This is a genomic window from Clostridium sp. MCC344, from assembly GCF_018785365.1.
Classification (GTDB): domain Bacteria; phylum Bacillota; class Clostridia; order Lachnospirales; family Lachnospiraceae; genus Pilosibacter.
In genome coordinates this window covers 109,213-129,346 of record NZ_WQPQ01000024.1, presented here as the reverse complement: position 1 = coordinate 129,346, position 20,134 = coordinate 109,213, and the positions used below count along the sequence as shown (strand labels likewise).

The following is a 20,134-nucleotide window of genomic DNA, read 5'->3' as shown; positions in this document are numbered from 1 at the left end:
GTCCCTTCTCTTTCCCGCATAATGAGCAGCGCATCACATATCCGCCATACGGACCAGAATCCCGGCTCCAATGCTTGCGGTAGTGATGGCTACAACGGTGCTGTCTGATCCATCTGATCCACTTGAAAAATCCTATTGTAATCACCTCCCTGTTTGTTGCGACGTCGCAACACCTGAAAATGGGTATAAAAATACCACCAGCCTATTGACCGGTGGTTGATTTCATTATCCTCCAATGCGTTGTTTTCCCTGACCTGGCGGAGTTTTGTAAACCTCTTCTATAAGACCATGTTCAATGTCTCCACCAACGTATCCTTTTCCATACAGCATATTCAAATGTTCCAACACTTCTTTGTCCCTAACAAGACTTCGGAATTTTTCTCTCTGAGGTTCATACTCTTCATATGTTTTGATTTGCAGAAGTTCCTCTTTCAAACTCATTTTATTATCCTTTCAAATACAACATTAATCCTTTCCATAAAATCTATCACTTCTCTTATTTATGAACTCTGTCCATTCATCCCTCTGCTCCTGTGGAACACGCTGCCAATATGATTCGCGAATAAAGAAACAATCACTTGTGGACTCTGGAATAAATGTTTTTTCTATCGGTGGTTCAACACCATGACATAATTTAGGATCTTTATCTTTCAAATGGCATTGTCCACAAATTAACTGCAACTTAGGATTATCCCAGGAGTACTCACTCATTTGATATCACCTCACACTGCAAATAATGTTTACTCTGACTTCTTTTTTATCCTCGAATAATATCTTTCGCTTCTTTCCCGTATATCTTCCTTAAATCCCTCTTTCTGTTCCTCCGGTATTCGCTGCCAATATGATTCGCGAATAAAGAAACAATCACTTGTGGACTCTGGAATAAATGTTTTTTCTATCGGTGGTTCAACACCATGACATAATTTAGGATCTTTATCTTTCAAATGGCATTGTCCACAAATTAACTGCAACTTAGGATTATCCCAGGAATACTCACTCATTTGATATCACCTCACACCATACTTTTAAATCCTTATCTTCTGGAATACGCGGATTTACTCTGTATTCTGCCTTAATTATCCTATAAGAATACCCTCTTTGCAAGAGGAATTCTTTTTCTTCCTCGTTAAAAGCTTCGTGCGCGATATACGCCCCATGTGTCCCTTTGGGAACCCTTATAAACAATTCAGCGTTGCCTTTGCCAGCGCCGCTAAAACCGCCTTCTTTCATTGGCGAAGTGGCGGTAAATCCTTTATCCGAAAACTTCTGTCCTACTAAAACACTCGGATCCTTTTTCCAGTCACCAGTCATTTTTTCAAAAATCTCTCTTGTTCCGGTTCCTCGCTTCACAATGATCTCTTTTTGTGTCGTGACCTTGCCAAGCACCGCCTCAATGTCCTTTGCCGCCTTTTTGGAAATAGGATCAACATTGATTCCGTATCTTAGATAGCGATTGATATTTACATAAGATCCACCGCTCCATGTGCGCAAGGCTCCAAGCTCTGTATCTGTTGCAGCTTCCAGCAACTGATTAACAAACGGTTTCATTGTCGTTTCCGACTGCATTTTCAAAATAGATTCCCAGTTATCGGCACTCTTCGACATTTCAGATAAGAGTTCCTTTTCCGTTTTGCCCGATATCTTCTGCAATTCGCTCCATCTGGTCATATCTTCAGCAGTGCCAGTGAACATGATGTTGGTCAGATTGCCATACTTTTTCAAAAGTTCTATCTGACCATTCGCCGCCTCTTCCTGCGGTGTTACAACCGGCTGAAGACCTGCATTTAAATATTTCTTCTTCCATTCCTCATACGTCATACTCTCCGGCACTTCGATGTTGTTGCCATCTTTATCCCTGGCGGCCCACTTCATTCCCTCCGTCGGGGTATCCGGGTAATACGGAACATCCGTGCATCGGCAGCACGGATGGAACGGCGGCATGTTCTTTCCTGCCACCGCTTCCGAAACAAAATAGATCTTCCCATCCAGCTTCCCGCACACGCCGCAGGTCTTACTGTCCAGCGTGGCCAGAATCTCATATTGCTCCACGCCGTCCTCTTTATACCCGGCGTGAGTTGCTTCACTCATCAGGAATGAGCTCTCCGTGTGCAGGAGCCGGTACGCATCCGCCTTCTTTGACTGCATCTTCTTAGCGAACTCTCCGGCCAGATTCTGCGGGGATGCTCCTTGGACCATCATAGTTGTAAGCGATTCCATGAGCTGAGACTGCAGGTGGTCTTTCTGCTTCCAGAGCCTGGATGAGAAGTTGGCACCATTGAATGGATATTTGATCAGCTGCTCAAACGTCCTCGGCTCAATCTGGGCGAACTCGGCATGAAAGCCATGGTACTGATCGATGTTATACCAGGTTCGGTAATAGGTATCGCCGTACACCTCCTGCATCGTCCATGTCCCTTCTGCCTCATACTCCACAGCATACAGTTCCCGGAGGATCGCGTCCACCTGCGCTTCCAATGCCTGATAGCGGGTCATCCTGGCCTTGATGGACATGTTGTTGACATCCTGGTTATATTTCCCGATGTTGTTCATTGCCTTCTCAACGAAGTCCTTCAATTCTCCCAGTTCCGCTTTATCGAGCCGTTTCTGGGCTTCTGAATACGTCAGCCCATTCTCCTTCGCATATCGCCAGTAAAAGCTCTCCACGGTCTTCTGAAGCTCCCGTTTCGCCTGATTAAATGCTTTCTCCAGTCGCATGAAATACTGATTTACCTGCATCTCTCCGGCCTTGTATGTTTCCTCCTGACGTTTCTCCCAGTAGGACATCACGTATCACCGCCTTCATCACCCGATGCGCCTTCTTTCGGGAACATGTCCGAGATATCTGCCGCTGAGCTTTCTTCCTGTTCCTTCAAGAGATCCATTTCCTTCTCAGGATCATCTACCCACGGGTGGTGGCTGACGATCGTCTCATCAGAGATGATTCCTTTGCTCTGAGATGCGATCTGGGATAACTCCTGATCATTCTTTACACTGGTCCTCGTCCAGGTCTGCACGATCGTGCCGTCTTTGATCTTGATCTCCTGAAGCCGGCAGATGCAGCGGATGAACCGTCCGAAGCCTAAACGGAACTCCGTTTCCTGCAAGCCGGCTTTCTGCTCCAGAAGGGAATACAGGAACTGCAGCGCAACTCCGGAACTGTTTCCGAAGTTCTGCGGATCCGGATCAATACCCATGCCCTGTTCGAAAATACATTTTCTTGTAATCTCCAGAAGCTTTTCTCTGGCTTCTACCGGCAGCTCAATTGTTAATGTTGAAACGCCGGAATGATCCCCATCTCCGTCGCTCTCTATCTGGATTGCTTTGTAATCCTTGAGATCCCGAAGAAACTGCCCCAGATCCTCGCCTCCATAATTGGTCAGAACAAAAATCACTTCCTGAATGTCTTCCAGATCATTTACGAAACCGCTGAACACCTTACAGTAAGTATCGATCAACGGCTTGATGTTCTTCAGATCGTCTGTGTCGATGTTATTGTTAAAGAACGGGAAGAATGGTACCTCCCCAACTCCGTGCTGATAGCAATCCGAATATTCGCACAGCTCCGGATCAACCAGAAACATCTGATACGGAATCAGCTGATCCAGTTCATCTCCCGCTTTTAGCCGGTATGCCGTGCATTCTTTATCGTTCCAGTACTCGTAAACGGTATACCTGTCACCGGTTTCCTCATCGATGCTCTGATAGCTCCGGAACACGCCAGAAAGCTCCTTTTCCAAATCACTCGTCCATACCGGAATGATCTGTTCTGCCGGAACTACCGCATACTTCCATGCACCTTTCCCATCCTTCCAGACATGCAGCCATGCGACCGTACAGTTCGATGCCTCAATGCACAGGTCTTTGCACACTTTCGGATATTTATCCCCAAGAAACTGTGTTAACTTTTTGTTCGCATTCTTGTTTCCAAGATCAAAAATCGGAGGTGCCGCAAACATATACGATGCCTTCTGGTTAACCAGCAAACCGTGGAAGTTGAATGGAATCCGGTTGTCTGCATTCCGTAGCGGCTTCTCGCTCTTCTCCTGCTTCTCCTTCAGCGGTGGGAACATAATATCCGTCTCATTCCGATAGTAAGCCTTCGCCTTTTCAGCTTGCCTCACAAAATCCGTATGCCCACTCTGATATTTTCGGATCAGCTTCTTAATTACTTCAATGTCCATGTTTCCTCACCTCACTTTAAAATCTTCATGCCACCAACTCCGCGAATGATCGTGTAGCAAAAATAGCGGAGAGCATCGAGCGCGTGATCATGCTCCTTCACCGGCTTATCCTCCCCGCGGTCTCCGGCTTTTGCATCCCAGATGTAAGAAGCAAATTCCTTCAGCAGGTTCTCGCAGGATGCATCAATAAAAATAGAACCCGAAAGCAGCAAGGTTGCCACAAAACGGATCCCATCCAAAACATCATTTTTCGCTTTCTTTACTTTGTAACCATCTTTTTCTAACTCTGCCTTGAAAGATGCTGCTGCCGGGTCCAGGATCACCGTCCGGATCTTTTCTCCGGATAGCCACGCCGTCAGATCTTCAGCAAATTCTTTGTCTGTCTTCTGCTGCCCTTTATCGCGTCCGGAATAATAATACTCCCTGCGGCAGTACCACTTGTTATCAGCTCCCTTGCTCCACAGCAGGAACGCCGTCGGGTTCTGGGTACCATAGTCACAGCTGACATACTTGTCGCCGATCCAGAACTCCCGACCGGTTCTCTGCCGATATTCCGCCGCAATGGCTTCTGCGTCCACCACATTCCTGTCCCGGTCGAACATGTCGTAGATGATACCCTCAGCCATCGCCCAGAGTCCTTCGATGTAACGCTTAAAGAACACGCCGCTGTACATGCTGCGATATCGGGCTTTGATCGCTTCTGACAGGCTCAGGTTATCGTCCATCGTGAAATGCACATACAGGAGTTTCTTGAGGTTCAGCTCCGTGCCTTTCGCGGCGGCTTCTTCCTGCAGCCTGGCTGCCTTCTTCTTTCCGAGGTATCCGATCGCCTTGTCGATCCAATTGACCTTGAACCAATGATATGGTCCATCCGGGTTGCAGTTAAACCAGTACTTGGATCCTGTCACCGAGCAACGTCCTGTCGCCTGGTTAACGAAGCTCTCCGGCATCAGCGCAACCTCATCGCAGAATACCCCAGCCAGAGTGATACCCTGGATCAGGTCCTGGCTGCGTTCGTCCTTACCACCGAAGATGTAAAAGTAGTTCGTGACATTCTTTCGGGTGATTTCAACCAGATTATCGGCCCGATGATCCGCAACCTTGTACCCTCGGCTCTTGAGCATTAGCTTCAGCCAGAATAGAACGTTTCTTCGAAAGGAACCGATCGTCTTGCCGCACATTGCGAAGTTCTGACCGCTGAAGTTCTCCATCGCCCAAAACACAAAGGACAGCGACATACAGACCGTTTTTCCCGAGCGGATCGCACCGTCCGCAATAATGCCATCATAATCTTTCACAGGGCTCCCCGGCATCCACCAGGTAAGAACCTGCTTCTGTCTTCTGGAAAACGGCTGGAACTTGAATATCTGAACCTTCGTCAGGATCCCTCTCTGTGACTTCATCTTCTGAAGCTTATCGCGCATATCGGCGATACGATCCTTAATCTCCATCGACATCACCCCAAAGCGTATCAGACTCTACATTCAGTGCATCCAGGAATCCGTCATCTTCAAGCTCCTGCTCCTGACCGCCAAGTTTCAGTGCCGCCAGGTCAAGCTTCATCATCTCGATCTCCAGGCGTGCATCATCCACACCATACCGGTGCAGCGCATCGATCGCAGCCTGTTTTCTTGCCTGCACTCTGGTTAAGGCTTCCTCAATGTGCTGGATCTGCCCCAGCTTCCCCTGATATTCACGAAGATCTGTATCTTTGTCCTTTTCGATTCCCATTTTATGACTCACAACAGTCATCCCTGTCTCGTCTCCGGAGACCTCATCGGAATCATCCGGAGACTGTCTCAGAAGGTCGATCCGCTTCAGCATCCGGCGTTCCCGAACCGTAAGAAGCTGGATCTCCTGCATAAGCAGCGTCTCTTTATCTTCCGGAACTGCCTGTGCCAGCCGCCGCTCCTCCGGTTCCAGACAATCAAAAAGGAGAGTCTCAAACTCTCCCGTAGTAACTGCTTTCTTATTCCCAGGCGGACCACCAGAGCTGTTCTTGTTCCCCGGCTGCGCGCCGCGCTTTCGCTTTTCCGAACGTTCGCTATTTTTATCCGAGCGTTCGTTTTCCCACTTATGTGTGGACTTCCATCGGCGGACCGTTCCCTCCGGCAGATTTAGTTGACTTGCAATCTCAACTAATTTCATACCTTCCAGGTACATGGCCTTCGCCTTTTCAATTCTCGGATCCGGCGCTCTGGCCATGCTCATCACCTCCGATTCGTCGGTTTTGGGTAAAAGAAAAGAGCCACGCGGCGGTGGCTCCATATATAACTGCATGCGTTTTATGTAAAAAACTGTATAAAAGTCATTAATCCAAACACAACTGATAAAACTAATCCCACTTTAGTCATTGCGTCTTGCTTCTTACTATTTTTTTCATTCTCTAAATTGCTATCTTTTAGCGTTTTTAATTCTACTGCAATACGATTAACAACTGTTTTTCCCTCATCCACTTTTTGGCTTTCCAAACAGTCTATCAATTGTTTTAATATTAAAAAATCAGTGCCCTTGATTTGCTCCAAGGGATTTCGTAGTTGATACTCAGCCAAGAATTCACTAGTAGCAATTTTATAATCGTCAATATTCCCACATTCTATTTTTATCTTGCCTGAATTTATGTCTAATATATGACATTCTAATAGCACTACAACATTATTGAATTCCTTTTTCAATCTTTCATTTTTCATAATGTGATTTCTAAAAAGAATATCAATTTCTAAAATACATTCATCGTAATTCCGTGTTCTAAAATAAGTTTGCAATATGCTTTTTATAGCCCCAACTGTTGATTTATACTCACTCTTATACCGTCTTGTCTCAAATGTATCTATAATCAGCCAAAAGAGTAATATATACATAAGCACAGCAAGAACAATAACTGCAATTATAAAAATGATATCAGATTTCATTTTATTTCTCCATTTTAACATTTTTCTTTTATTTTATATCAAATAATATTCATTTACAACCTAAAAAGACACCCTCTCACAAGGATGTCTTTCATGCACCTGGAACGTCCGGGTGGAGAACCCTTAAACCAGGCAAATCGGAACGGAAGGACTCGAACCCCCGCCAACGCTGGATATAAGCCAGCTGCTCTGCTTACTGAGCTACGCCCTGATAATTGGCGACCGCTCTGCCTAACGGCCGCCCACGTATACCTTCACTTGAGGAGGATGTAGGAAGCCGCCGGCTGTATGCCCTTGGCTTCAAGCACGATACCATAATATCACGAAAGTACCCCCTCGTAGTTACCCACTTTTTACATCTCTTTCTTTTTCCTTGCCCGCTCATCGCGAATTCCATGGGTGCGTCCTAAGTTATAAAACAATGATGCTGCAAATGCTCCGCTTGCATCGGCTCCTTTTAATCGCCAATATTCTACCATTGCCTCATATAAGTCTCCCATCTCTGAACCTTTTAAGAATGAGACTGGCTGATAATTAGAGATTCTTAATTCCTCCTGAATGTTCATCATGCCACCTCCCCGTAAACAACCTTGCATTTATTGCTGTTGCCATTGGAAAGTTCCAGCTTAATTACGGTCGGGTAATCATTCTCGATCAGCCATTCTCTGACCTTTTCCAGGACGCTGCCTTTATACTGGACCGTGACGCCGTCATGCCCATTTCGGCTGTATGCAGTTCTCACGATTTCATCTGCAAAGATATCTAACTTCTGGATGATTGCGCTGACAGCCTTATCATGCGGTCTGCCATTCTCCGAATATATTCCCAGATTCTTTGCGATACTGGTGCAGTCCCAAAGCTCTGGAACATCAGAAATCAATTTTGTCTTTACCGGATAGCCGGAGTCGGAATAGATCCGCACCACTTCGGCAGCTATGTACTTGGAATCTACACCGGCATCATGCAGAGCTTCCTTGATGTTCTTTACCATCATGTTTACGGAAGGTAGTTTCTCTTTCTTCGGCTTGTCCTGTTTTGGCATCTCATAAGAACCAGTCTTACGAAGAGTCGGGAGAACCTCATCTGCGATCCAGTCTGTGAAAGCTTCTGCATTTGGCTTGTGGCTCTTGAATACTAGCTTATACACGCCGCTTTCGGTGAGGAAATTCTCGCCTGTGTTATGTAATTTTCTAAAATCGGTTTTACCGACTTTAGAATTTGTCAGCTTTACAACCTGTTTTGCATTCATTCTTGAGATATTATCATTCACATTCTTAATACCCAAGATTTCAGCCACATGCTTCGGGTTAAATAATACCTGTCCATTCAGTTCAAATACTTCTACATCGTGTCCTTCAAAGACCATTAAATTCTGCATTGCAAATTCCTCCTTGCAATTTCTGACGGAATCCCTTACAATACAAGGTGATTCCTGGGTTTACAGGTTTCAGGTTTTGGAGCAATCACGTAGGTCGCCAAACTCAGCGTGATTGCTCTTTTTTGTTGCCTAAATCTTTTTCCATAAGATCTATCACATACTGCATTAAAGATTTATCTAACATTAAAGCCTTGATTCTCGCTGCTTTATGTGTTTCATCTTTAACTTTTAATATAATTTGCTTCATCGTTATCCCTCCTCCCATGTTTTATGTTATCATACTATTAGTATTATGTCAATACTATTAGCATAGTTTTATTTTCTCATTGTATATATATTATCAATATGGTATAATATATATACATAAAGGAGGTGCTCTGATGGATGCCAAATTTTCTGAACAATTATCTGCTCATCTTAAAGAACTTCGTTCTGACCTACAACTGACTCAAAAAGAATTCGCAGAACGTATAAATGCTTCACCAGTCAGTATATCGTCTTACGAAATTGGTGCTAAAACACCGTCTCTTGAAATGTTGATAAAAATTGCAACAACATTTAACGTCTCATTAAGTTGGCTATGTGGACTATCGCCGCGAAAAAGCATGAACAAAGTATTTAACACCTACACAGATATTATTGATATGTTTTTTGATATCATGAATATCGCTGAATTAGATGTCTATCCAACCAAAGCTACCGCTGTCGACTCACACGGAAACAAACGTACCATGTGGGGAATTTCTTTTACCGATGATAATCTGAATATTTTCTTGCAAGATTGGGCCAAAATGCGTAATTTATATATATCCAAAACCATCGATGAAGAAGTTTACGCTTTATGGCGAGAAAAAACTATCGCTAAATATAATATTCCTATTATCTCAGAACATGATGATTAAAGCCGCCTACCAACAAATAGGCGGCTTTTTCTTGTTTTAAATTCAGGTGTCAATAGTATTGACATCCCAAAACACCGTCTCTTTCCTGCACCTTACCACAACCATCTCGACTTGTAAATCCCCCCTCAATCCCTTGCAGCTTCTCCTTTCTGTACCAAATAATAATTTGGATATGGTTTACATAACGCAAAATTTAAACTAGTTGAAAATTTCAATTTTGAAAGCGACTCAAATTATTATTTGGTTCACAAAAAAGTCTAATTATAAAATTTTTATAAACTATCTTTTCTGTGCCAGCAGATAAAAGAAATACCGTCGATACTCATAAAATTGCCGCCGCCCTACCGGAACAGTCATCCACTCATATGGTGTTCCTTCAGTCACGTTCTTTAAAATCCACTTGTAAATCTCTGGGGATGCTTTCTTAGCTGTCTCCTCTATCAGCCTTAAATCCTCTTGAAGCATTACATTGCGAATTGCTTCCTGTGCCGTCGCATCCCCAGATAGATTTCCCTTCGGTATTCCGTCATTCACCATTGCTCTCAGTCCATAAACGTTCTCAAGCTTCTGCTTTTTCTCAGCGTACTGGATGCAGAAATACTTTAGTTCGTTGTATTTTGCTCGCGATATGTTATGATCACGCAGTTTAATATTTCTAAGATTGACCTGTCTATTATGCATGCTTGGTATCACCTCCTCGATAACGCGGATCCGGGCAAAGGCTTGTTCCCATGTACGCCGGATGTGCCGCGCTCCAGCTCCGACGACTCCGGTCCTCGCTCATGATCGCGTAGTCAGTAGCCTTCATCTTCTTTTTCAGTGCATTGGCTACTTTCTCATTCCATTCTTTACTCATCACCATCGCCGTCCCCTTTCATCGATCAGCGTCACCTTGCCGAGCACCCTCACATGGAGGATCACACCAATCGCCTTGATCATCTTCCGGAACATGATCACATTCTCCGGTGGCCGATCAGCTGCCTTGATTGCTCTGGCCGCCGTTGGATAACCTTCTGCATTTCTATCTTTCATCCTCATCATTCCTTCTCATAATTTAAGATTTGCCCAGCTTTATATGATTCTTTTAGCTTTTCATAGCCTCCAAAATCTTAATAGTTATTTCAACCGCTTGCATCGTTCATATTCTTGACCATATCCGCCATGAGCCACATAAAAAGCCGGACACTGCTCTTTCAAACACACTTCAAAACTTGTTCTCGTAATATCTCCATTCCCTACACACATCGCCGGAAATGTTTCTGTTACCACCCTAAAAGGGCAATATTTTATTTCTTCATCTCTCATGCTATTTCTCCAAAATCTTAATTTACTTCCGCTTTCCTGTCCTGCTACGCTTATGCCAGGCTCTCTTGCGCTGGATTCGTCCATAGCGTTCCAACAGCTTATCTATTTTTTTAGCCTTTTCTTTTTCAAACAATACCCACTCCATCGTTCTCCTCCTGACCTTATTCAACTTTTTCAAACCGTCCCATATAGTGGTCTTTCCAGCCGGTATCCGCAACGGGCTTTTCTTCCACCTCTTCTCTGTACGGTTTTGGCAACGACATCCAGGCATTCACAAACATATCCTGGCTAACAAGTGATTCTGTCTCATCACCAATAAAAAATGCTCCGCCCTCTTCGTCCTCGTCATATCTTCCAATGGCTGGGACTGAGAAGTTGGAAAACGAGAGCAGCACATAATCACCAGTTTCCGGCAGTCTCTCTGTCACCGGGATCCACCTGTGCTTCTCCCTCTCTTCCTGCAATTCCGCAATCGCCCTGTATGTCTGGCTCTTCTCAAAATCATTGACGCTTTCCACTTCTTCCGGACTTAATCCTGTATCTTCATAATCTTTCAACTTCCAGAGCGCCCCGTAGAGCTTTTCCCAGACTTTTTCTGTAAGCACTGTGCCGGGCTTCAGCTCGAACCACGGAACATCTCTCAGGCACCAGTTGCCACTATCTGTCTTTTCTGTCAATCTCACTGTTTACGCCTCCCAGCTGCTTTCGTACACTTTCATGCATACAAATACATGTATTGCAAACATTAAGTTCCTCCCAGCTGCACTTATCACAGCTAGGGATTCTATGAATTTTTCCCTTTCCGGTTTTCCGTCGGCACTCCATGAAATCCTTCTCCATCTCATCTGATACAAAGATCCGAACCTCCATATGCGGCGTCGGAAATAACTTAATCTTCTTCATCGCCATCCTCCTTGTCCTCACCTGCTATCTCCAACCATGACACACTTTCACATACGCCACTCTGTAGTCTCACATGGGCGAAATTGCTGAAGATACCAATCACAGTTCCTTCCCGCCACACACCGGTCTTGCCATTTCCACAGGTCTTGTGGTTACCCTTTTGTGTCTGGACGCAGACCTCCGTCCGGCTAAGTTCTGTGCTACGCTTCCTTGCTGGCACGATTTCTCCACCTCGCTATCTTTTCCTCGTATGTACCTTTGCCATACTTCAGGCCGCCCAGGACCATCTTCCGGATACAATCCCAACGCATACAAAGTTCAGGTGTCCAAATGCCTTCATCACCTTCTTCATACAAGACCACTTTCCATATGCTGTCACGGATCGTCCCTCTCTGCCAGTATTTATTGACCTGTTGAGACGGGATTCCTGTAATGCGGTATACTTCACCGGCTGTAAGATCCGCGCATATGATCTCTCCAGTTTGAATATCTATCAAGGTGTACCTGTGTTTTCCACTCTTCTCCATATCAGCTTCCCGCTTTCTGTAATTCCTTCAACTTATCAATCAACGTTGAGCGGTTCGTTCGGCAGTCCCGGAAGAACTTTCCAGGTTTCAGAAGATACTGTTCATTTTCTCCATATCCCTCTTTGTAATTCCCATATTCCAGTGCATCGTAGTTATACAGCATTGCATGATAGGTCTTAATTACAAAGCTTGTACCATCCGGAAGTTCATACCGATAGTACTTCTCCCCAGTTTCCTGGTTATCGATCCACAGTGGCCATTCCTCATATGCGTCGATAAATTCAGCCCGCTGCTTATCGTTCTTCAGAAAAGGAAGCTCCGGCTGCTGTTCAACCAGGTCCAGCTTCTGATCAGATTCATCTTGTTCCTTCAATAACAGCTTATAAGCCTGGATCATCATGTTATACTTTGCATAGGTGTATGGCTGATTCTCCACCCAGTAATCGCACATCTGATCAAGTACCTCTTGCGCATTTCGGATCATATCCTCCAGCGTTTTTCTGTCAAACTCAATTGGCTCTGCCGTCTGTTCAGAATTTTCCTCATCTTCTGCTGCCACTTCATCATCATCCAATGTTTTTCTTTTCGATGATGCATAGCATTCTATATTGCAGCCATCACGTTTTACACAGTTCCAACAACAATGATGAGCGCAATCTTTTCCGGTTCCGTCCTTTTCCTTGTCTTCCTCCGACAGCGTACACCGCGATATTCCATCATGGATGCATTTCTCTGTCTTTGGCTTTTCAGGAATATCCTGCTGCTTTTCGGCAGCGTTCCCCGCAGTTTCCTGCTGCGCATCGGCAGCAACCGACTGTTGCGACGTCGCAACACGCTTTCCGGAATTTTCACACGCATATTCGCACGGCGTTTCGCAATCCTTGCAGCACGGCACCGGGCTTCCATCCCCTGCCTTATGATCCGCTAAATTTAAATCAATAAACTGGCATCTCTCTCCGATCTTCTTTTCAAGGATCTCACGCTTACCGGTATCGACCATCTGGCACGGAAATGGAAATCCGCATGTAGCATCAACGCACCGGCAATATTCCTGCCGGATCTCACATTCCAGATGGCAATTAAAGCAATCATATCCCTGTCCATTATCTCCTCTACATCCTGGTGTCGTCAGTAAGCTATCTGCCGGATAAACTCTTTTTGGAAAACCATACGCCGATAGCTTCTCCTCCGGTTCCCCGATCAGGTCCTCAGCACTGACCGTAAATGCCGTGGTTGAGGTCATCGTTTCTGTCGGTGCTGAATTCTCCGCTGCTGAAGCTCCCGTTTCTGCTTCACCCAGCTCCGGAAAATCTGACAGACTCAGCTGCCCCGGGATCTCAAAGTATGGGATCTCCTTTGGCCTTCGGAGTTCACGGATCTCACGCACTGTCATGTCCGGTGTCACCGCGCTCATCTGCTCTGCATCCAGGGACAACATCTCCTGCAGCTGTGCCTTGCTGTATTCCCGAAACTCTTCCGCAAGGATCGGGCTGTTGCCACCTACGGAAAACTTGTCATTCCGGGTCATGTATCGGCTTGCCGTCGATTTGCTAAAACCGAACCGATCCGCTGCATAATCCCACACATTCTCATATCCGGCTTCGCGATACAGTTCTTTATCCCGGATCACCTTGAGGTAATGCCCCACGGCGATCACGCTGCGGGCCGCATCCTTCAGACTGGCGCGAATGCTGGTCTCCGCCTCTTCAAGACTCACGTCCAGAAAATAACTTTTCCCCGAAAGATCCATTTCTTCCGGTCTTCTTGTGTTCTCTACATCCTCCATCTTCTCACTCCTGCGCTTTTTCCTTCCGTTCCCGGAAAAGCATTGAATCATAGTCATACTGACGCTGCTCAAAGTTTGCGAAACGGTTTGCGGACTTCTTCTGAGCGGTCTGCGGATCCTTGGCGGCCATTCCCTGCCTCTGGTCATTATCCTGACGTTCCCAGTTACGCACTAACGCCTTCCAGTCCTCAATCTTGTCATTGCCGATTTTCCAGCCTTTTGCAGCGTAATAATTAACAAAACGCTCTGCATCCACATGCGTATATCCCATTTCCCGGCAATATCCATTCACATTCTCCGGGATGGGTGGCGCGAAGCGCTTTTCTTTAACACCCGCAAGGGTGTTTTCTTTTAAATCATTATCATTAACATTATCATTATCAGCTTTTTTTGTTTTCGTTTGCTTTGATTTGCTTTCATCAAAAAGCATTTGCTTTTTTTGCTTTTCGGAATTGGAAGCTTTCTTTGGTCTCCCTCCAAGCTTTCCGGCAGCAGATCTGTTTGCAATCGTTTTGCTGTATTTTTCTTCATCTTTACGGAACTGAGTGCGGATCTGAGCAAAGGCAACCCGCGCTCCAAGGTCCATCTCTGGAAGTTCCTTATCTGACTGGTAACGCATGATCGCGAGAAGCAACTGGCTTCTGTTTTCTTCGTCCAGCTCTTCGATCATGTCACCCCAGTCGGTGTACATCAAAAAGCTATTTTTGGTCACGACCAGCCTCCTGTTCTCGATAATTTTCCCGGCGTCAACGGCCAGAACGCCGGGATCCCTGTGACATGCCTCAGAATGAGGAAATAGCCGCTTTATGAATCTTTATCCGATGATCACGATCCGGCTTCTAATCTCTTCCGGCATCTCTGCAAGCGCTGCTCTGAAGTACTCTTTGATGCTGTCCACTGCCTCGTTCTTCCAGATACCTCCCTCAGCTTCCACAATCTTAAAGGCCGGTGTTCCCTGGTCGCTGAGCCGGAACACGAACTGGCTGTGCGGCTGCTTCACTTCCTGGAAGGTACGGAACGGAACTAGGTCCACAGGATTCGGGACGATCACGTCTGCCTTGGAAGCGACTCCCACATTCATGGTTGCCACCTGGGTTCTGCCATCGTCAGAATATGTCGTGTTGTTCTTCTGCTCTACATTGCCTGCAAACTTCATGATTGCTTCCAGATCCGGTGTTGTCGCAAAGTTCGACTGGACCGCGATCATAAACTCTTCCTGGTCGTACCAGGCGCCAAAGCGGTACTCAGATGTCTCTGCCTCACATAAGAACAGGCATTCTCTCTTTCTCTCAGAATCAAGGAACGATACCAGGCGTACCGTCTTCGGACCATCGATCTGGATCACCATCTTCTTGCCGTCAAACTCCTCAGAACACGCGGCAATATAATCCACCATAGCAGACAGGGACGCCGCCCCGATTGCACTGGCTCTCTTCGGCGCTCCGTAACGCTCCAGGCGTTTATTCGCATATGTCTCACCGCAGATCTCGAGGACCTGCACTTTCTCTGCGTCGTTTCCGAGATTTACTACATACTGTAACGCTTCTTTTAATCCTTCTAACATTTCACTTCTCCTCTCATGCTCTTAAGTCGATCGGACCTTTCCGTTCCTCTTCCAGGATTTCACCGGTCTCTGGATCAAAAGGCTTGTCCGTTTCTGCGTTCCGCTCCACCGCGGTATATACTGCCACCTGGGAACGGTTGTTATTGTGTTCTGACATCTCAATCCTGCCGGACCGGGCATCCTGTGCAATAAGGAACAATGATTTTCCTTTGCGGAATCCCGCAAGCTTTGTCTTGATATCAAATTCTACGTTGATGCCGCCTGCATCGTTCGGCTTAAACTTCAGGTTGATCGTCATTCCCCTGGATGCCTCCGAATCCATGTTAGGATCCATGATGTTCCGCCCGATCTGGGCCAGCGCATGTCTAAACCGTTCCGCCAGCTCACCTCCGGCGATGGAATCAAATGTGATCTTTGCCATTTATGTACTCACCTCCCCTCTCTGGCTGAACTTATCAGTTCCCAAAGAACGCCGATGCCATGTCCATCTGCGCGTTTTCTGCCTGCTGCGCTGGTTTCTGTACCGGCGGCGGAGTTACCGGCTGTTCCTGGGCCGGGATTGCGGCCTGCGGTTCTGCTGCTACAGATACGTCCGGCGAGGTAAGGAACGCAGTCTCTTCCGTTCCAGCCTCTTCCTCGCTGTAAAGTCCGGAGAAGTTTTCCGGGAATGCTTCACGCAGCGCCTGCACCAGTGCAACCTTCCGAATCATTGTTGCCGGCTTCTTGGACCACTGGCTGTTTAACGTGCCATCCTTCTTTCTGGCTGCGTACTCTTCGAAAGACACCTCGCTGCGGTACGAATGGGAACGGTCCTTCCGGTATACTTCCGCATAGCCGCCCACAAGCGTTTCCTCCGGAAGTTTTAAGGTTCCCTTCCGGTAGATCAGCTCCTCACCGGATAAGACGATCACTCCCGCTTCGAAGCCGTCAAAACCAGGAGTTTTCTCTGCGCGTTTCATGAACGCTTCCTTGCCGACTACCATGGTCGCCGGTTCATTGCCGTACTTAATACAGTACGCTTCCTTTAACCACGGGTTCAGTCCGGCGTACTTGCAGAGATTGATAAACATCACGATCTCCTGGATGGACACGCGTTCCTTATCTCCACTTACAAGATAATCACGGACTGTCTGCGGGGTCAGAACGACCTTTTCCCCCGCGACCATAAATTCTGCTTTATTCTCCATGCTCTGCGGCTTTGCCGCTAAGTTGTTTCCTACTGCCATCGTTCATTTCCTCCTTATTGTCTCGGTACCGGCTCGAACCGGATCCCGGAATCATTTAAGAACTTCTTTAATTTCTCCATCTGAGATTTTGTCACATATACGCGGAAATCCAGGGCGCATACCGGTTCTTCTTCCGGAACTGTCTTCTGTTCCACCGCTGTTTTCGGAGCTTCCTGCGGGGCCGGCTTCTGCTCCGGCGCTATTTCTTCCTTCTTCCCGGCCTGGATCAGCTTCTCTGTCTCTGCTTTCTCCTTTGCCTCCCGCTCTGCCTTCTGTCTGGCGCGCTCCGCTTCATATTCCTGTCTTTTGCGTTCTGCCGCCTCCAACCTGTTCTTTACCGCCAGGGCCGCGCCGATGTCATAAGTCTTTAAGAACTCTGCTTTCATGTCGACCACATATGGGCTGTCCGTATCGTTGAGGAGCGCAATGCCCTCAGACACCCTCTGGATCATTGCTGAGATCTCTTCCTTGATCGACTTCATTGATGTCGATACATTCAGATATGACGGCTTGATCACACGCTCAAACGGAAGATACTTCTCCAGGTCAAAGATGTTCGCATCATAGAACTCGCGGATCTTCGCTTCCTTCATCTTGCGCTGGCGGCTTTCGTAGTCTTTTACCTGACCATCGATGTTGCTGATCGCCTTATCGATCAGAACCGTCAGAGACTTGATCTCTGAGCTGAATATCTCATAAGGTTCCAGCATCTGTTTCCGGACCGATGACCGTTTCCCCTCCAGGGCATCCTTAAGCTTATTAAGCTTTGCCCGGTCATCCTTGGCATTCTTGATTGAATCATCATTGTAGACAGATGCCGCATATTCCGCAGTCCGGGTCTCGATCTCTGCCTTCAGATCCTCATAGTTCCAGTCAATTTTTTTGATGAACCCATCTTCCACCGGGTTGTAAATCTTTAATTCCACTCTATATCCTCCTTATATTGCTGGAAGGATCAGATCCGGACGCCGGCCTGTGACCACGCAGTCCCAGAACCTCTGCTCTGCATCAAGTAACTCCCGGATATCCGCCTCTACTTCCTTCCGTTCGATAAAATAATGCCGGACTTCGATATGCAGCTCTCCGCCCCACTCGCTCTTGAGTTGTGCTTTCAGAACTGCGAAATCATATTCCGTCACTGCCAGATAGTGAAGCACCTGGCAGTAATAGTTGTCCGGGATCCTACCCTCCCAGTTTCTCCTCTGGGAGCTTTGTAAAATGTTCGTTGTCTTGATCTCCAGGATTCCATGCCGCCCCTGCCTGTCCATTAGTTCCCCGTCAAGAGATGCATGCATCCACGGGAAGTCCGGATTCAGGAACATGTTGTTCTCGTCATAAAGAACCTGGTATTTCGGGAAGTCCAGGGCGAAGAGTCCACGGAGATACTTCTCCGCCTCAGTGCCGTACCGGACATATTCCTTATCAGAAATATCTGCCGGAATCACCAGCCCCATCTTCTCTTCCCAGAGCTGCACGTTATCCTTGTGCGGGCTTCTCCCCACACACGCCGCGGCATCCGATCCGCCGATGTGGTTCTTTCTTGCAGCGAGCCAGGCGGCCCGGTTGGGGAGTATGTACTTCTCGGCAGGCATTAGACCTCTTCTCCTTTCAATACTGCCCGGAGTGTATTCGCTAATGCATCAGCATTTTCTGTTACGGCTGACATGGTGGTCTCATTCAGCAAGTTCGATGTCTGGACCATAGCATGAAGGTACTCAACAGGAGTTTCATGAACCTCTTTAAAGAGATTATTGATCAACTCCGCCAGGAGCTCCGGAAGGTATTCCCCATCCATGTCGATCATTCCAAATCTATTACCTGCATACGCTACCTTATTGTCATCCAGATCCTTTTTGGTCATCGTCATTCCGATTACGGATTCGCCTGTAAAGACGTTTTTTTCTCCATCTTTCTCAACTGTCACTTTTACCATCTTGATTTTCTCCTCTTTCTCCTCTAAAATATAGGTGTAAACTTTTTACGCGATCCCCTCGGAGTTGCCGCTCCGCTATGGGGATCTTTTTATGCAATTCCAGCCATGCGGGCCAGAACGTATATCATGCCGCCGCAGGTCACACACTCAACAATGCGACATATCTTTTCCATTACTTCAAATAGCGTTGGCTGCTGCTTCTCCTGATCGGAGGATTCCTCGAGTTCCGAATCTTCCTCGTACATTTCGGACACCGATACTCGTCTCGGATCACTGCAAACCGGGATACATTCCAGACCTGGCCGCAGTACTGGCAGAGCACCTGCCGTCCCCTCATTGTTCTCATGCATCTATTTCACCTCCTCTCACAGCAGGATAAATTCCTTGATTTCTTTTGATGTAAGCTCCCGGCCCAGGAGCACGGATGCTGCCTGGATCGGGGTGAATTTTAATACAGTTGCGATTTTCTGCATCTCATCCAGGGAATACGTCTCCGGCCGGTGATACTTATTCTGAATTGTTTTCTTCGTTACCCCGACCTTAACAGCCAGAGCGGCATCATCGATTGCCAGCCGCTCCTTATTCCCCGCAATACACGCGCGAACGATCCGGTTCCGCTCTTCCTGTATATTTGGTTTTAATTTCGGCATACTCTCTCACCCCTTTCTCGTCTTTATTATAGTTGATTTTTAATCATCTTTTGTTTTAAAAAAAAGAGACTCTTTTTCTTTTAAACTCTTAATTTCCAGCAGCTCACACAACGCCGCCACTTCACTTGTCTTAAATTCCTGCTTATTGTTCAGTTTCAAGGCAAATCCGTAGCTAGTAAGCCCCAGATGATCCGCTACAAATTTGAGCTTCAGCCCTCTCGACTTGATTAATGATTTTAAAGCATCTGAGTCGGTCAAGTTCATCACTTCCTTTCTATTCTTGATGATTTTAAATCATCTGCCATTATAGTATCACCATGAAGATTAAAAGTCAACTTCTTTTTTTATTTTTATCAAAAAATATTGATTTTAAATCATTTTCGTGATATATTCCTATTATAAATCAAGGAGGTTTCCATATGCCGGAAATAGGGAAAAGAATACGCTCAAGAAGAGAACAACTGGGAATGACCCAAGAAGAGCTTGCGTCTCGCCTTGGGTATAAAAGTAAAACGACAATAGCAAAAATCGAGAATGGAACCAATGATATAGTACAAAGTAAAGTTACTGAATTTGCCAAAGTTCTCGATACTACTCCAGCTTATCTTATGGGATGGACCCAACTGGACGGGAATGTCGTAAATGAAAAGGAACCAGAACTCACCGCCCGCGATGAAAAAGACATCGCCAAGATTCTGGAGCAGACTAAGGAACAGCTGCTCTCCCAGGAAGGGCTGATGTTCGATGGCGATCCGGCATCTCCGGAGGCGATCAATTCAATTCTGGATGCAATGCAGATTGGAATGGAAATGGCTAAGAAAAAGAATAAAGAGAAATACACGCCCAAGAAATATAAAAAGGACTGAT

General features: G+C 46.4%; 33 protein-coding genes and 1 tRNA gene. 2 read left to right on the top strand and 32 right to left on the bottom strand.

Going from position 1 to position 20,134, the window contains the following annotated elements; genetic code table 11:
* Positions 1-225: 225 nt before the first annotated feature.
* The 12 genes from GPK90_RS08570 to GPK90_RS08515 all read right to left on the bottom strand — a co-directional run bounded on the left by GPK90_RS08570 (position 226) and on the right by GPK90_RS08515 (position 8,718).
* A complete protein-coding gene (locus GPK90_RS08570; RefSeq protein WP_215702747.1) occupies positions 226-441 on the bottom strand; it encodes a hypothetical protein in 216 nt (71 codons plus the stop codon).
* Between the two features lie 24 nt (positions 442-465).
* Complete coding sequence (locus GPK90_RS08565; RefSeq protein WP_215702746.1) at positions 466-711, bottom strand: hypothetical protein; 246 nt, start codon at positions 709-711, stop codon at positions 466-468.
* A gap of 29 nt (positions 712-740) precedes the next feature.
* Positions 741-1,001 carry a hypothetical protein gene (locus GPK90_RS08560; RefSeq protein ID WP_215702745.1) on the bottom strand — a complete coding sequence of 87 codons (261 nt, stop codon included), beginning with the start codon at positions 999-1,001 and terminating at the stop codon, positions 741-743.
* Entirely contained in the window at positions 994-2,784 is a 1,791-nt protein-coding gene (locus GPK90_RS08555) for a minor capsid protein (RefSeq protein ID WP_215702744.1), read from the bottom strand. Before GPK90_RS08555 ends, GPK90_RS08560 begins: the two co-directional genes overlap by 8 nt.
* Positions 2,784-4,181 carry a phage portal protein gene (locus tag GPK90_RS08550; RefSeq protein WP_215702743.1) on the bottom strand — a complete coding sequence of 466 codons (1,398 nt, stop codon included), beginning with the start codon at positions 4,179-4,181 and terminating at the stop codon, positions 2,784-2,786. The genes GPK90_RS08555 and GPK90_RS08550 overlap by 1 nt, the downstream gene beginning before the upstream one ends.
* Positions 4,182-4,192: 11 nt before the next feature.
* Positions 4,193-5,584: a PBSX family phage terminase large subunit gene (locus tag GPK90_RS08545; protein ID WP_486463665.1), complete on the bottom strand. Its 1,392-nt coding sequence runs from the start codon at positions 5,582-5,584 to the stop codon at positions 4,193-4,195.
* 37 nt (positions 5,585-5,621) lie between these two features.
* Positions 5,622-6,386, bottom strand: coding sequence for a phage terminase small subunit (gene terS, locus GPK90_RS08540; RefSeq protein ID WP_215702741.1), 765 nt, complete (start codon positions 6,384-6,386; stop codon positions 5,622-5,624).
* A gap of 80 nt (positions 6,387-6,466) precedes the next feature.
* Positions 6,467-7,093, bottom strand: a complete 627-nt coding sequence (locus GPK90_RS08535) for a hypothetical protein (protein ID WP_215702740.1) — start codon at positions 7,091-7,093, stop codon at positions 6,467-6,469.
* Between the two features lie 137 nt (positions 7,094-7,230).
* Positions 7,231-7,304: transfer RNA gene (locus GPK90_RS08530), tRNA-Ile, on the bottom strand.
* Between the two features lie 142 nt (positions 7,305-7,446).
* Entirely contained in the window at positions 7,447-7,662 is a 216-nt protein-coding gene (locus GPK90_RS08525) for a hypothetical protein (RefSeq protein ID WP_142410419.1), read from the bottom strand.
* Entirely contained in the window at positions 7,659-8,471 is an 813-nt protein-coding gene (locus GPK90_RS19035) for a BRO family protein (RefSeq protein ID WP_243016300.1), read from the bottom strand. The genes GPK90_RS08525 and GPK90_RS19035 overlap by 4 nt, the downstream gene beginning before the upstream one ends.
* Positions 8,472-8,574: 103 nt before the next feature.
* A complete protein-coding gene (locus tag GPK90_RS08515; RefSeq protein WP_215702739.1) occupies positions 8,575-8,718 on the bottom strand; it encodes a hypothetical protein in 144 nt (47 codons plus the stop codon).
* A 133-nt stretch (positions 8,719-8,851) separates the two neighbouring features.
* On the opposite strand from GPK90_RS08515, the gene GPK90_RS08510 reads away from it, so the two are divergent.
* Positions 8,852-9,373 carry a helix-turn-helix domain-containing protein gene (locus GPK90_RS08510; RefSeq protein WP_215702738.1) on the top strand — a complete coding sequence of 174 codons (522 nt, stop codon included), beginning with the start codon at positions 8,852-8,854 and terminating at the stop codon, positions 9,371-9,373.
* 279 nt (positions 9,374-9,652) lie between these two features.
* Here the strand turns inward: GPK90_RS08510 and GPK90_RS08505 are convergent, their stop codons facing one another.
* The 20 genes from GPK90_RS08505 to GPK90_RS08415 form a co-directional block, all read right to left on the bottom strand.
* A complete protein-coding gene (locus tag GPK90_RS08505) occupies positions 9,653-10,054 on the bottom strand; it encodes a hypothetical protein (RefSeq protein WP_215702737.1) in 402 nt (133 codons plus the stop codon).
* Positions 10,047-10,229 carry a hypothetical protein gene (locus GPK90_RS08500; protein ID WP_215702736.1) on the bottom strand — a complete coding sequence of 61 codons (183 nt, stop codon included), beginning with the start codon at positions 10,227-10,229 and terminating at the stop codon, positions 10,047-10,049. The genes GPK90_RS08505 and GPK90_RS08500 overlap by 8 nt, the downstream gene beginning before the upstream one ends.
* Positions 10,229-10,405 carry a hypothetical protein gene (locus tag GPK90_RS08495; RefSeq protein WP_215702735.1) on the bottom strand — a complete coding sequence of 59 codons (177 nt, stop codon included), beginning with the start codon at positions 10,403-10,405 and terminating at the stop codon, positions 10,229-10,231. Before GPK90_RS08495 ends, GPK90_RS08500 begins: the two co-directional genes overlap by 1 nt.
* Before the next feature lie 84 nt (positions 10,406-10,489).
* Positions 10,490-10,678: a hypothetical protein gene (locus GPK90_RS08490; protein WP_215702734.1), complete on the bottom strand. Its 189-nt coding sequence runs from the start codon at positions 10,676-10,678 to the stop codon at positions 10,490-10,492.
* A 22-nt stretch (positions 10,679-10,700) separates the two neighbouring features.
* On the bottom strand, positions 10,701-10,823 hold the full coding sequence (locus GPK90_RS19395) for a hypothetical protein (protein WP_275950573.1): 123 nt from the start codon (positions 10,821-10,823) through the stop codon (positions 10,701-10,703).
* A gap of 16 nt (positions 10,824-10,839) precedes the next feature.
* Positions 10,840-11,361 (bottom strand): DUF551 domain-containing protein, encoded by a 522-nt coding sequence (locus GPK90_RS08485; RefSeq protein ID WP_215702733.1) that lies wholly within the window; start codon positions 11,359-11,361, stop codon positions 10,840-10,842.
* A gap of 3 nt (positions 11,362-11,364) precedes the next feature.
* Positions 11,365-11,532 carry a hypothetical protein gene (locus GPK90_RS08480; RefSeq protein ID WP_215702732.1) on the bottom strand — a complete coding sequence of 56 codons (168 nt, stop codon included), beginning with the start codon at positions 11,530-11,532 and terminating at the stop codon, positions 11,365-11,367.
* 35 nt (positions 11,533-11,567) lie between these two features.
* A complete protein-coding gene (locus GPK90_RS08475; protein WP_215702731.1) occupies positions 11,568-11,801 on the bottom strand; it encodes a hypothetical protein in 234 nt (77 codons plus the stop codon).
* Entirely contained in the window at positions 11,782-12,108 is a 327-nt protein-coding gene (locus GPK90_RS08470) for a hypothetical protein (RefSeq protein ID WP_215702730.1), read from the bottom strand. Before GPK90_RS08470 ends, GPK90_RS08475 begins: the two co-directional genes overlap by 20 nt.
* Position 12,109: 1 nt before the next feature.
* Positions 12,110-13,894 carry a hypothetical protein gene (locus tag GPK90_RS08465; protein WP_215702729.1) on the bottom strand — a complete coding sequence of 595 codons (1,785 nt, stop codon included), beginning with the start codon at positions 13,892-13,894 and terminating at the stop codon, positions 12,110-12,112.
* A gap of 4 nt (positions 13,895-13,898) precedes the next feature.
* Positions 13,899-14,606: a DUF6291 domain-containing protein gene (locus GPK90_RS08460; RefSeq protein WP_215702728.1), complete on the bottom strand. Its 708-nt coding sequence runs from the start codon at positions 14,604-14,606 to the stop codon at positions 13,899-13,901.
* A 102-nt stretch (positions 14,607-14,708) separates the two neighbouring features.
* Positions 14,709-15,458, bottom strand: a complete 750-nt coding sequence (locus GPK90_RS08455) for a hypothetical protein (RefSeq protein ID WP_215702727.1) — start codon at positions 15,456-15,458, stop codon at positions 14,709-14,711.
* Between the two features lie 13 nt (positions 15,459-15,471).
* Positions 15,472-15,879: a hypothetical protein gene (locus GPK90_RS08450; protein WP_215702726.1), complete on the bottom strand. Its 408-nt coding sequence runs from the start codon at positions 15,877-15,879 to the stop codon at positions 15,472-15,474.
* Positions 15,880-15,913: 34 nt separating this feature from the next.
* A complete protein-coding gene (gene bet, locus GPK90_RS08445) occupies positions 15,914-16,684 on the bottom strand; it encodes a phage recombination protein Bet (protein ID WP_117484073.1) in 771 nt (256 codons plus the stop codon).
* A 14-nt stretch (positions 16,685-16,698) separates the two neighbouring features.
* Positions 16,699-17,610, bottom strand: coding sequence for a DUF1351 domain-containing protein (locus GPK90_RS08440; RefSeq protein ID WP_215702725.1), 912 nt, complete (start codon positions 17,608-17,610; stop codon positions 16,699-16,701).
* 12 nt (positions 17,611-17,622) lie between these two features.
* Positions 17,623-18,276 carry a YqaJ viral recombinase family protein gene (locus GPK90_RS08435; protein ID WP_215702724.1) on the bottom strand — a complete coding sequence of 218 codons (654 nt, stop codon included), beginning with the start codon at positions 18,274-18,276 and terminating at the stop codon, positions 17,623-17,625.
* Entirely contained in the window at positions 18,276-18,617 is a 342-nt protein-coding gene (locus GPK90_RS08430) for a hypothetical protein (RefSeq protein WP_215702723.1), read from the bottom strand. Before GPK90_RS08430 ends, GPK90_RS08435 begins: the two co-directional genes overlap by 1 nt.
* A gap of 89 nt (positions 18,618-18,706) precedes the next feature.
* A complete protein-coding gene (locus tag GPK90_RS08425) occupies positions 18,707-18,967 on the bottom strand; it encodes a hypothetical protein (RefSeq protein ID WP_215702722.1) in 261 nt (86 codons plus the stop codon).
* 15 nt (positions 18,968-18,982) lie between these two features.
* Positions 18,983-19,267: a hypothetical protein gene (locus tag GPK90_RS08420; RefSeq protein ID WP_120040392.1), complete on the bottom strand. Its 285-nt coding sequence runs from the start codon at positions 19,265-19,267 to the stop codon at positions 18,983-18,985.
* Positions 19,268-19,306: 39 nt separating this feature from the next.
* Positions 19,307-19,525 carry a hypothetical protein gene (locus GPK90_RS08415; protein WP_243016296.1) on the bottom strand — a complete coding sequence of 73 codons (219 nt, stop codon included), beginning with the start codon at positions 19,523-19,525 and terminating at the stop codon, positions 19,307-19,309.
* Between the two features lie 161 nt (positions 19,526-19,686).
* Between GPK90_RS08415 and GPK90_RS08410 the strand changes: the two genes are divergently transcribed.
* The gene (locus tag GPK90_RS08410; RefSeq protein ID WP_118603607.1) at positions 19,687-20,133 is read left to right on the top strand and encodes a helix-turn-helix domain-containing protein; all 447 of its coding nucleotides are present in this window, start codon (positions 19,687-19,689) and stop codon (positions 20,131-20,133) included.
* Position 20,134 lies beyond the last annotated feature (1 nt).

What these genes read in the sequence shown, in the direction of transcription:
- GPK90_RS08570 (WP_215702747.1), bottom strand. Translation starts at nt 441, where the DNA reads ATGAGTTTGAAAGAGGAACTTCTGCAAATCAAAACATATGAAGAGTAT.
- GPK90_RS08565 (WP_215702746.1), bottom strand. Translation starts at nt 711, where the DNA reads ATGAGTGAGTACTCCTGGGATAATCCTAAGTTGCAGTTAATTTGTGGA.
- GPK90_RS08560 (WP_215702745.1), bottom strand. Translation starts at nt 1,001, where the DNA reads ATGAGTGAGTATTCCTGGGATAATCCTAAGTTGCAGTTAATTTGTGGA.
- GPK90_RS08555 (WP_215702744.1), bottom strand. Translation starts at nt 2,784, where the DNA reads ATGTCCTACTGGGAGAAACGTCAGGAGGAAACATACAAGGCCGGAGAG.
- GPK90_RS08550 (WP_215702743.1), bottom strand. Translation starts at nt 4,181, where the DNA reads ATGGACATTGAAGTAATTAAGAAGCTGATCCGAAAATATCAGAGTGGG.
- GPK90_RS08545 (WP_486463665.1), bottom strand. Translation starts at nt 5,584, where the DNA reads ATGAAGTCACAGAGAGGGATCCTGACGAAGGTTCAGATATTCAAGTTC.
- terS (WP_215702741.1), bottom strand. Translation starts at nt 6,386, where the DNA reads ATGGCCAGAGCGCCGGATCCGAGAATTGAAAAGGCGAAGGCCATGTAC.
- GPK90_RS08535 (WP_215702740.1), bottom strand. Translation starts at nt 7,093, where the DNA reads ATGAAATCTGATATCATTTTTATAATTGCAGTTATTGTTCTTGCTGTG.
- GPK90_RS08525 (WP_142410419.1), bottom strand. Translation starts at nt 7,662, where the DNA reads ATGATGAACATTCAGGAGGAATTAAGAATCTCTAATTATCAGCCAGTC.
- GPK90_RS19035 (WP_243016300.1), bottom strand. Translation starts at nt 8,471, where the DNA reads ATGCAGAATTTAATGGTCTTTGAAGGACACGATGTAGAAGTATTTGAA.
- GPK90_RS08515 (WP_215702739.1), bottom strand. Translation starts at nt 8,718, where the DNA reads ATGAAGCAAATTATATTAAAAGTTAAAGATGAAACACATAAAGCAGCG.
- GPK90_RS08510 (WP_215702738.1), top strand. Translation starts at nt 8,852, where the DNA reads ATGGATGCCAAATTTTCTGAACAATTATCTGCTCATCTTAAAGAACTT.
- GPK90_RS08505 (WP_215702737.1), bottom strand. Translation starts at nt 10,054, where the DNA reads ATGCATAATAGACAGGTCAATCTTAGAAATATTAAACTGCGTGATCAT.
- GPK90_RS08500 (WP_215702736.1), bottom strand. Translation starts at nt 10,229, where the DNA reads ATGAGTAAAGAATGGAATGAGAAAGTAGCCAATGCACTGAAAAAGAAG.
- GPK90_RS08495 (WP_215702735.1), bottom strand. Translation starts at nt 10,405, where the DNA reads ATGAAAGATAGAAATGCAGAAGGTTATCCAACGGCGGCCAGAGCAATC.
- GPK90_RS08490 (WP_215702734.1), bottom strand. Translation starts at nt 10,678, where the DNA reads ATGAGAGATGAAGAAATAAAATATTGCCCTTTTAGGGTGGTAACAGAA.
- GPK90_RS19395 (WP_275950573.1), bottom strand. Translation starts at nt 10,823, where the DNA reads ATGGAGTGGGTATTGTTTGAAAAAGAAAAGGCTAAAAAAATAGATAAG.
- GPK90_RS08470 (WP_215702730.1), bottom strand. Translation starts at nt 12,108, where the DNA reads ATGGAGAAGAGTGGAAAACACAGGTACACCTTGATAGATATTCAAACT.
- GPK90_RS08465 (WP_215702729.1), bottom strand. Translation starts at nt 13,894, where the DNA reads ATGGAGGATGTAGAGAACACAAGAAGACCGGAAGAAATGGATCTTTCG.
- GPK90_RS08455 (WP_215702727.1), bottom strand. Translation starts at nt 15,458, where the DNA reads ATGTTAGAAGGATTAAAAGAAGCGTTACAGTATGTAGTAAATCTCGGA.
- GPK90_RS08450 (WP_215702726.1), bottom strand. Translation starts at nt 15,879, where the DNA reads ATGGCAAAGATCACATTTGATTCCATCGCCGGAGGTGAGCTGGCGGAA.
- bet (WP_117484073.1), bottom strand. Translation starts at nt 16,684, where the DNA reads ATGGCAGTAGGAAACAACTTAGCGGCAAAGCCGCAGAGCATGGAGAAT.
- GPK90_RS08435 (WP_215702724.1), bottom strand. Translation starts at nt 18,276, where the DNA reads ATGCCTGCCGAGAAGTACATACTCCCCAACCGGGCCGCCTGGCTCGCT.
- GPK90_RS08430 (WP_215702723.1), bottom strand. Translation starts at nt 18,617, where the DNA reads ATGGTAAAAGTGACAGTTGAGAAAGATGGAGAAAAAAACGTCTTTACA.
- GPK90_RS08425 (WP_215702722.1), bottom strand. Translation starts at nt 18,967, where the DNA reads ATGCATGAGAACAATGAGGGGACGGCAGGTGCTCTGCCAGTACTGCGG.
- GPK90_RS08420 (WP_120040392.1), bottom strand. Translation starts at nt 19,267, where the DNA reads ATGCCGAAATTAAAACCAAATATACAGGAAGAGCGGAACCGGATCGTT.
- GPK90_RS08410 (WP_118603607.1), top strand. Translation starts at nt 19,687, where the DNA reads ATGCCGGAAATAGGGAAAAGAATACGCTCAAGAAGAGAACAACTGGGA.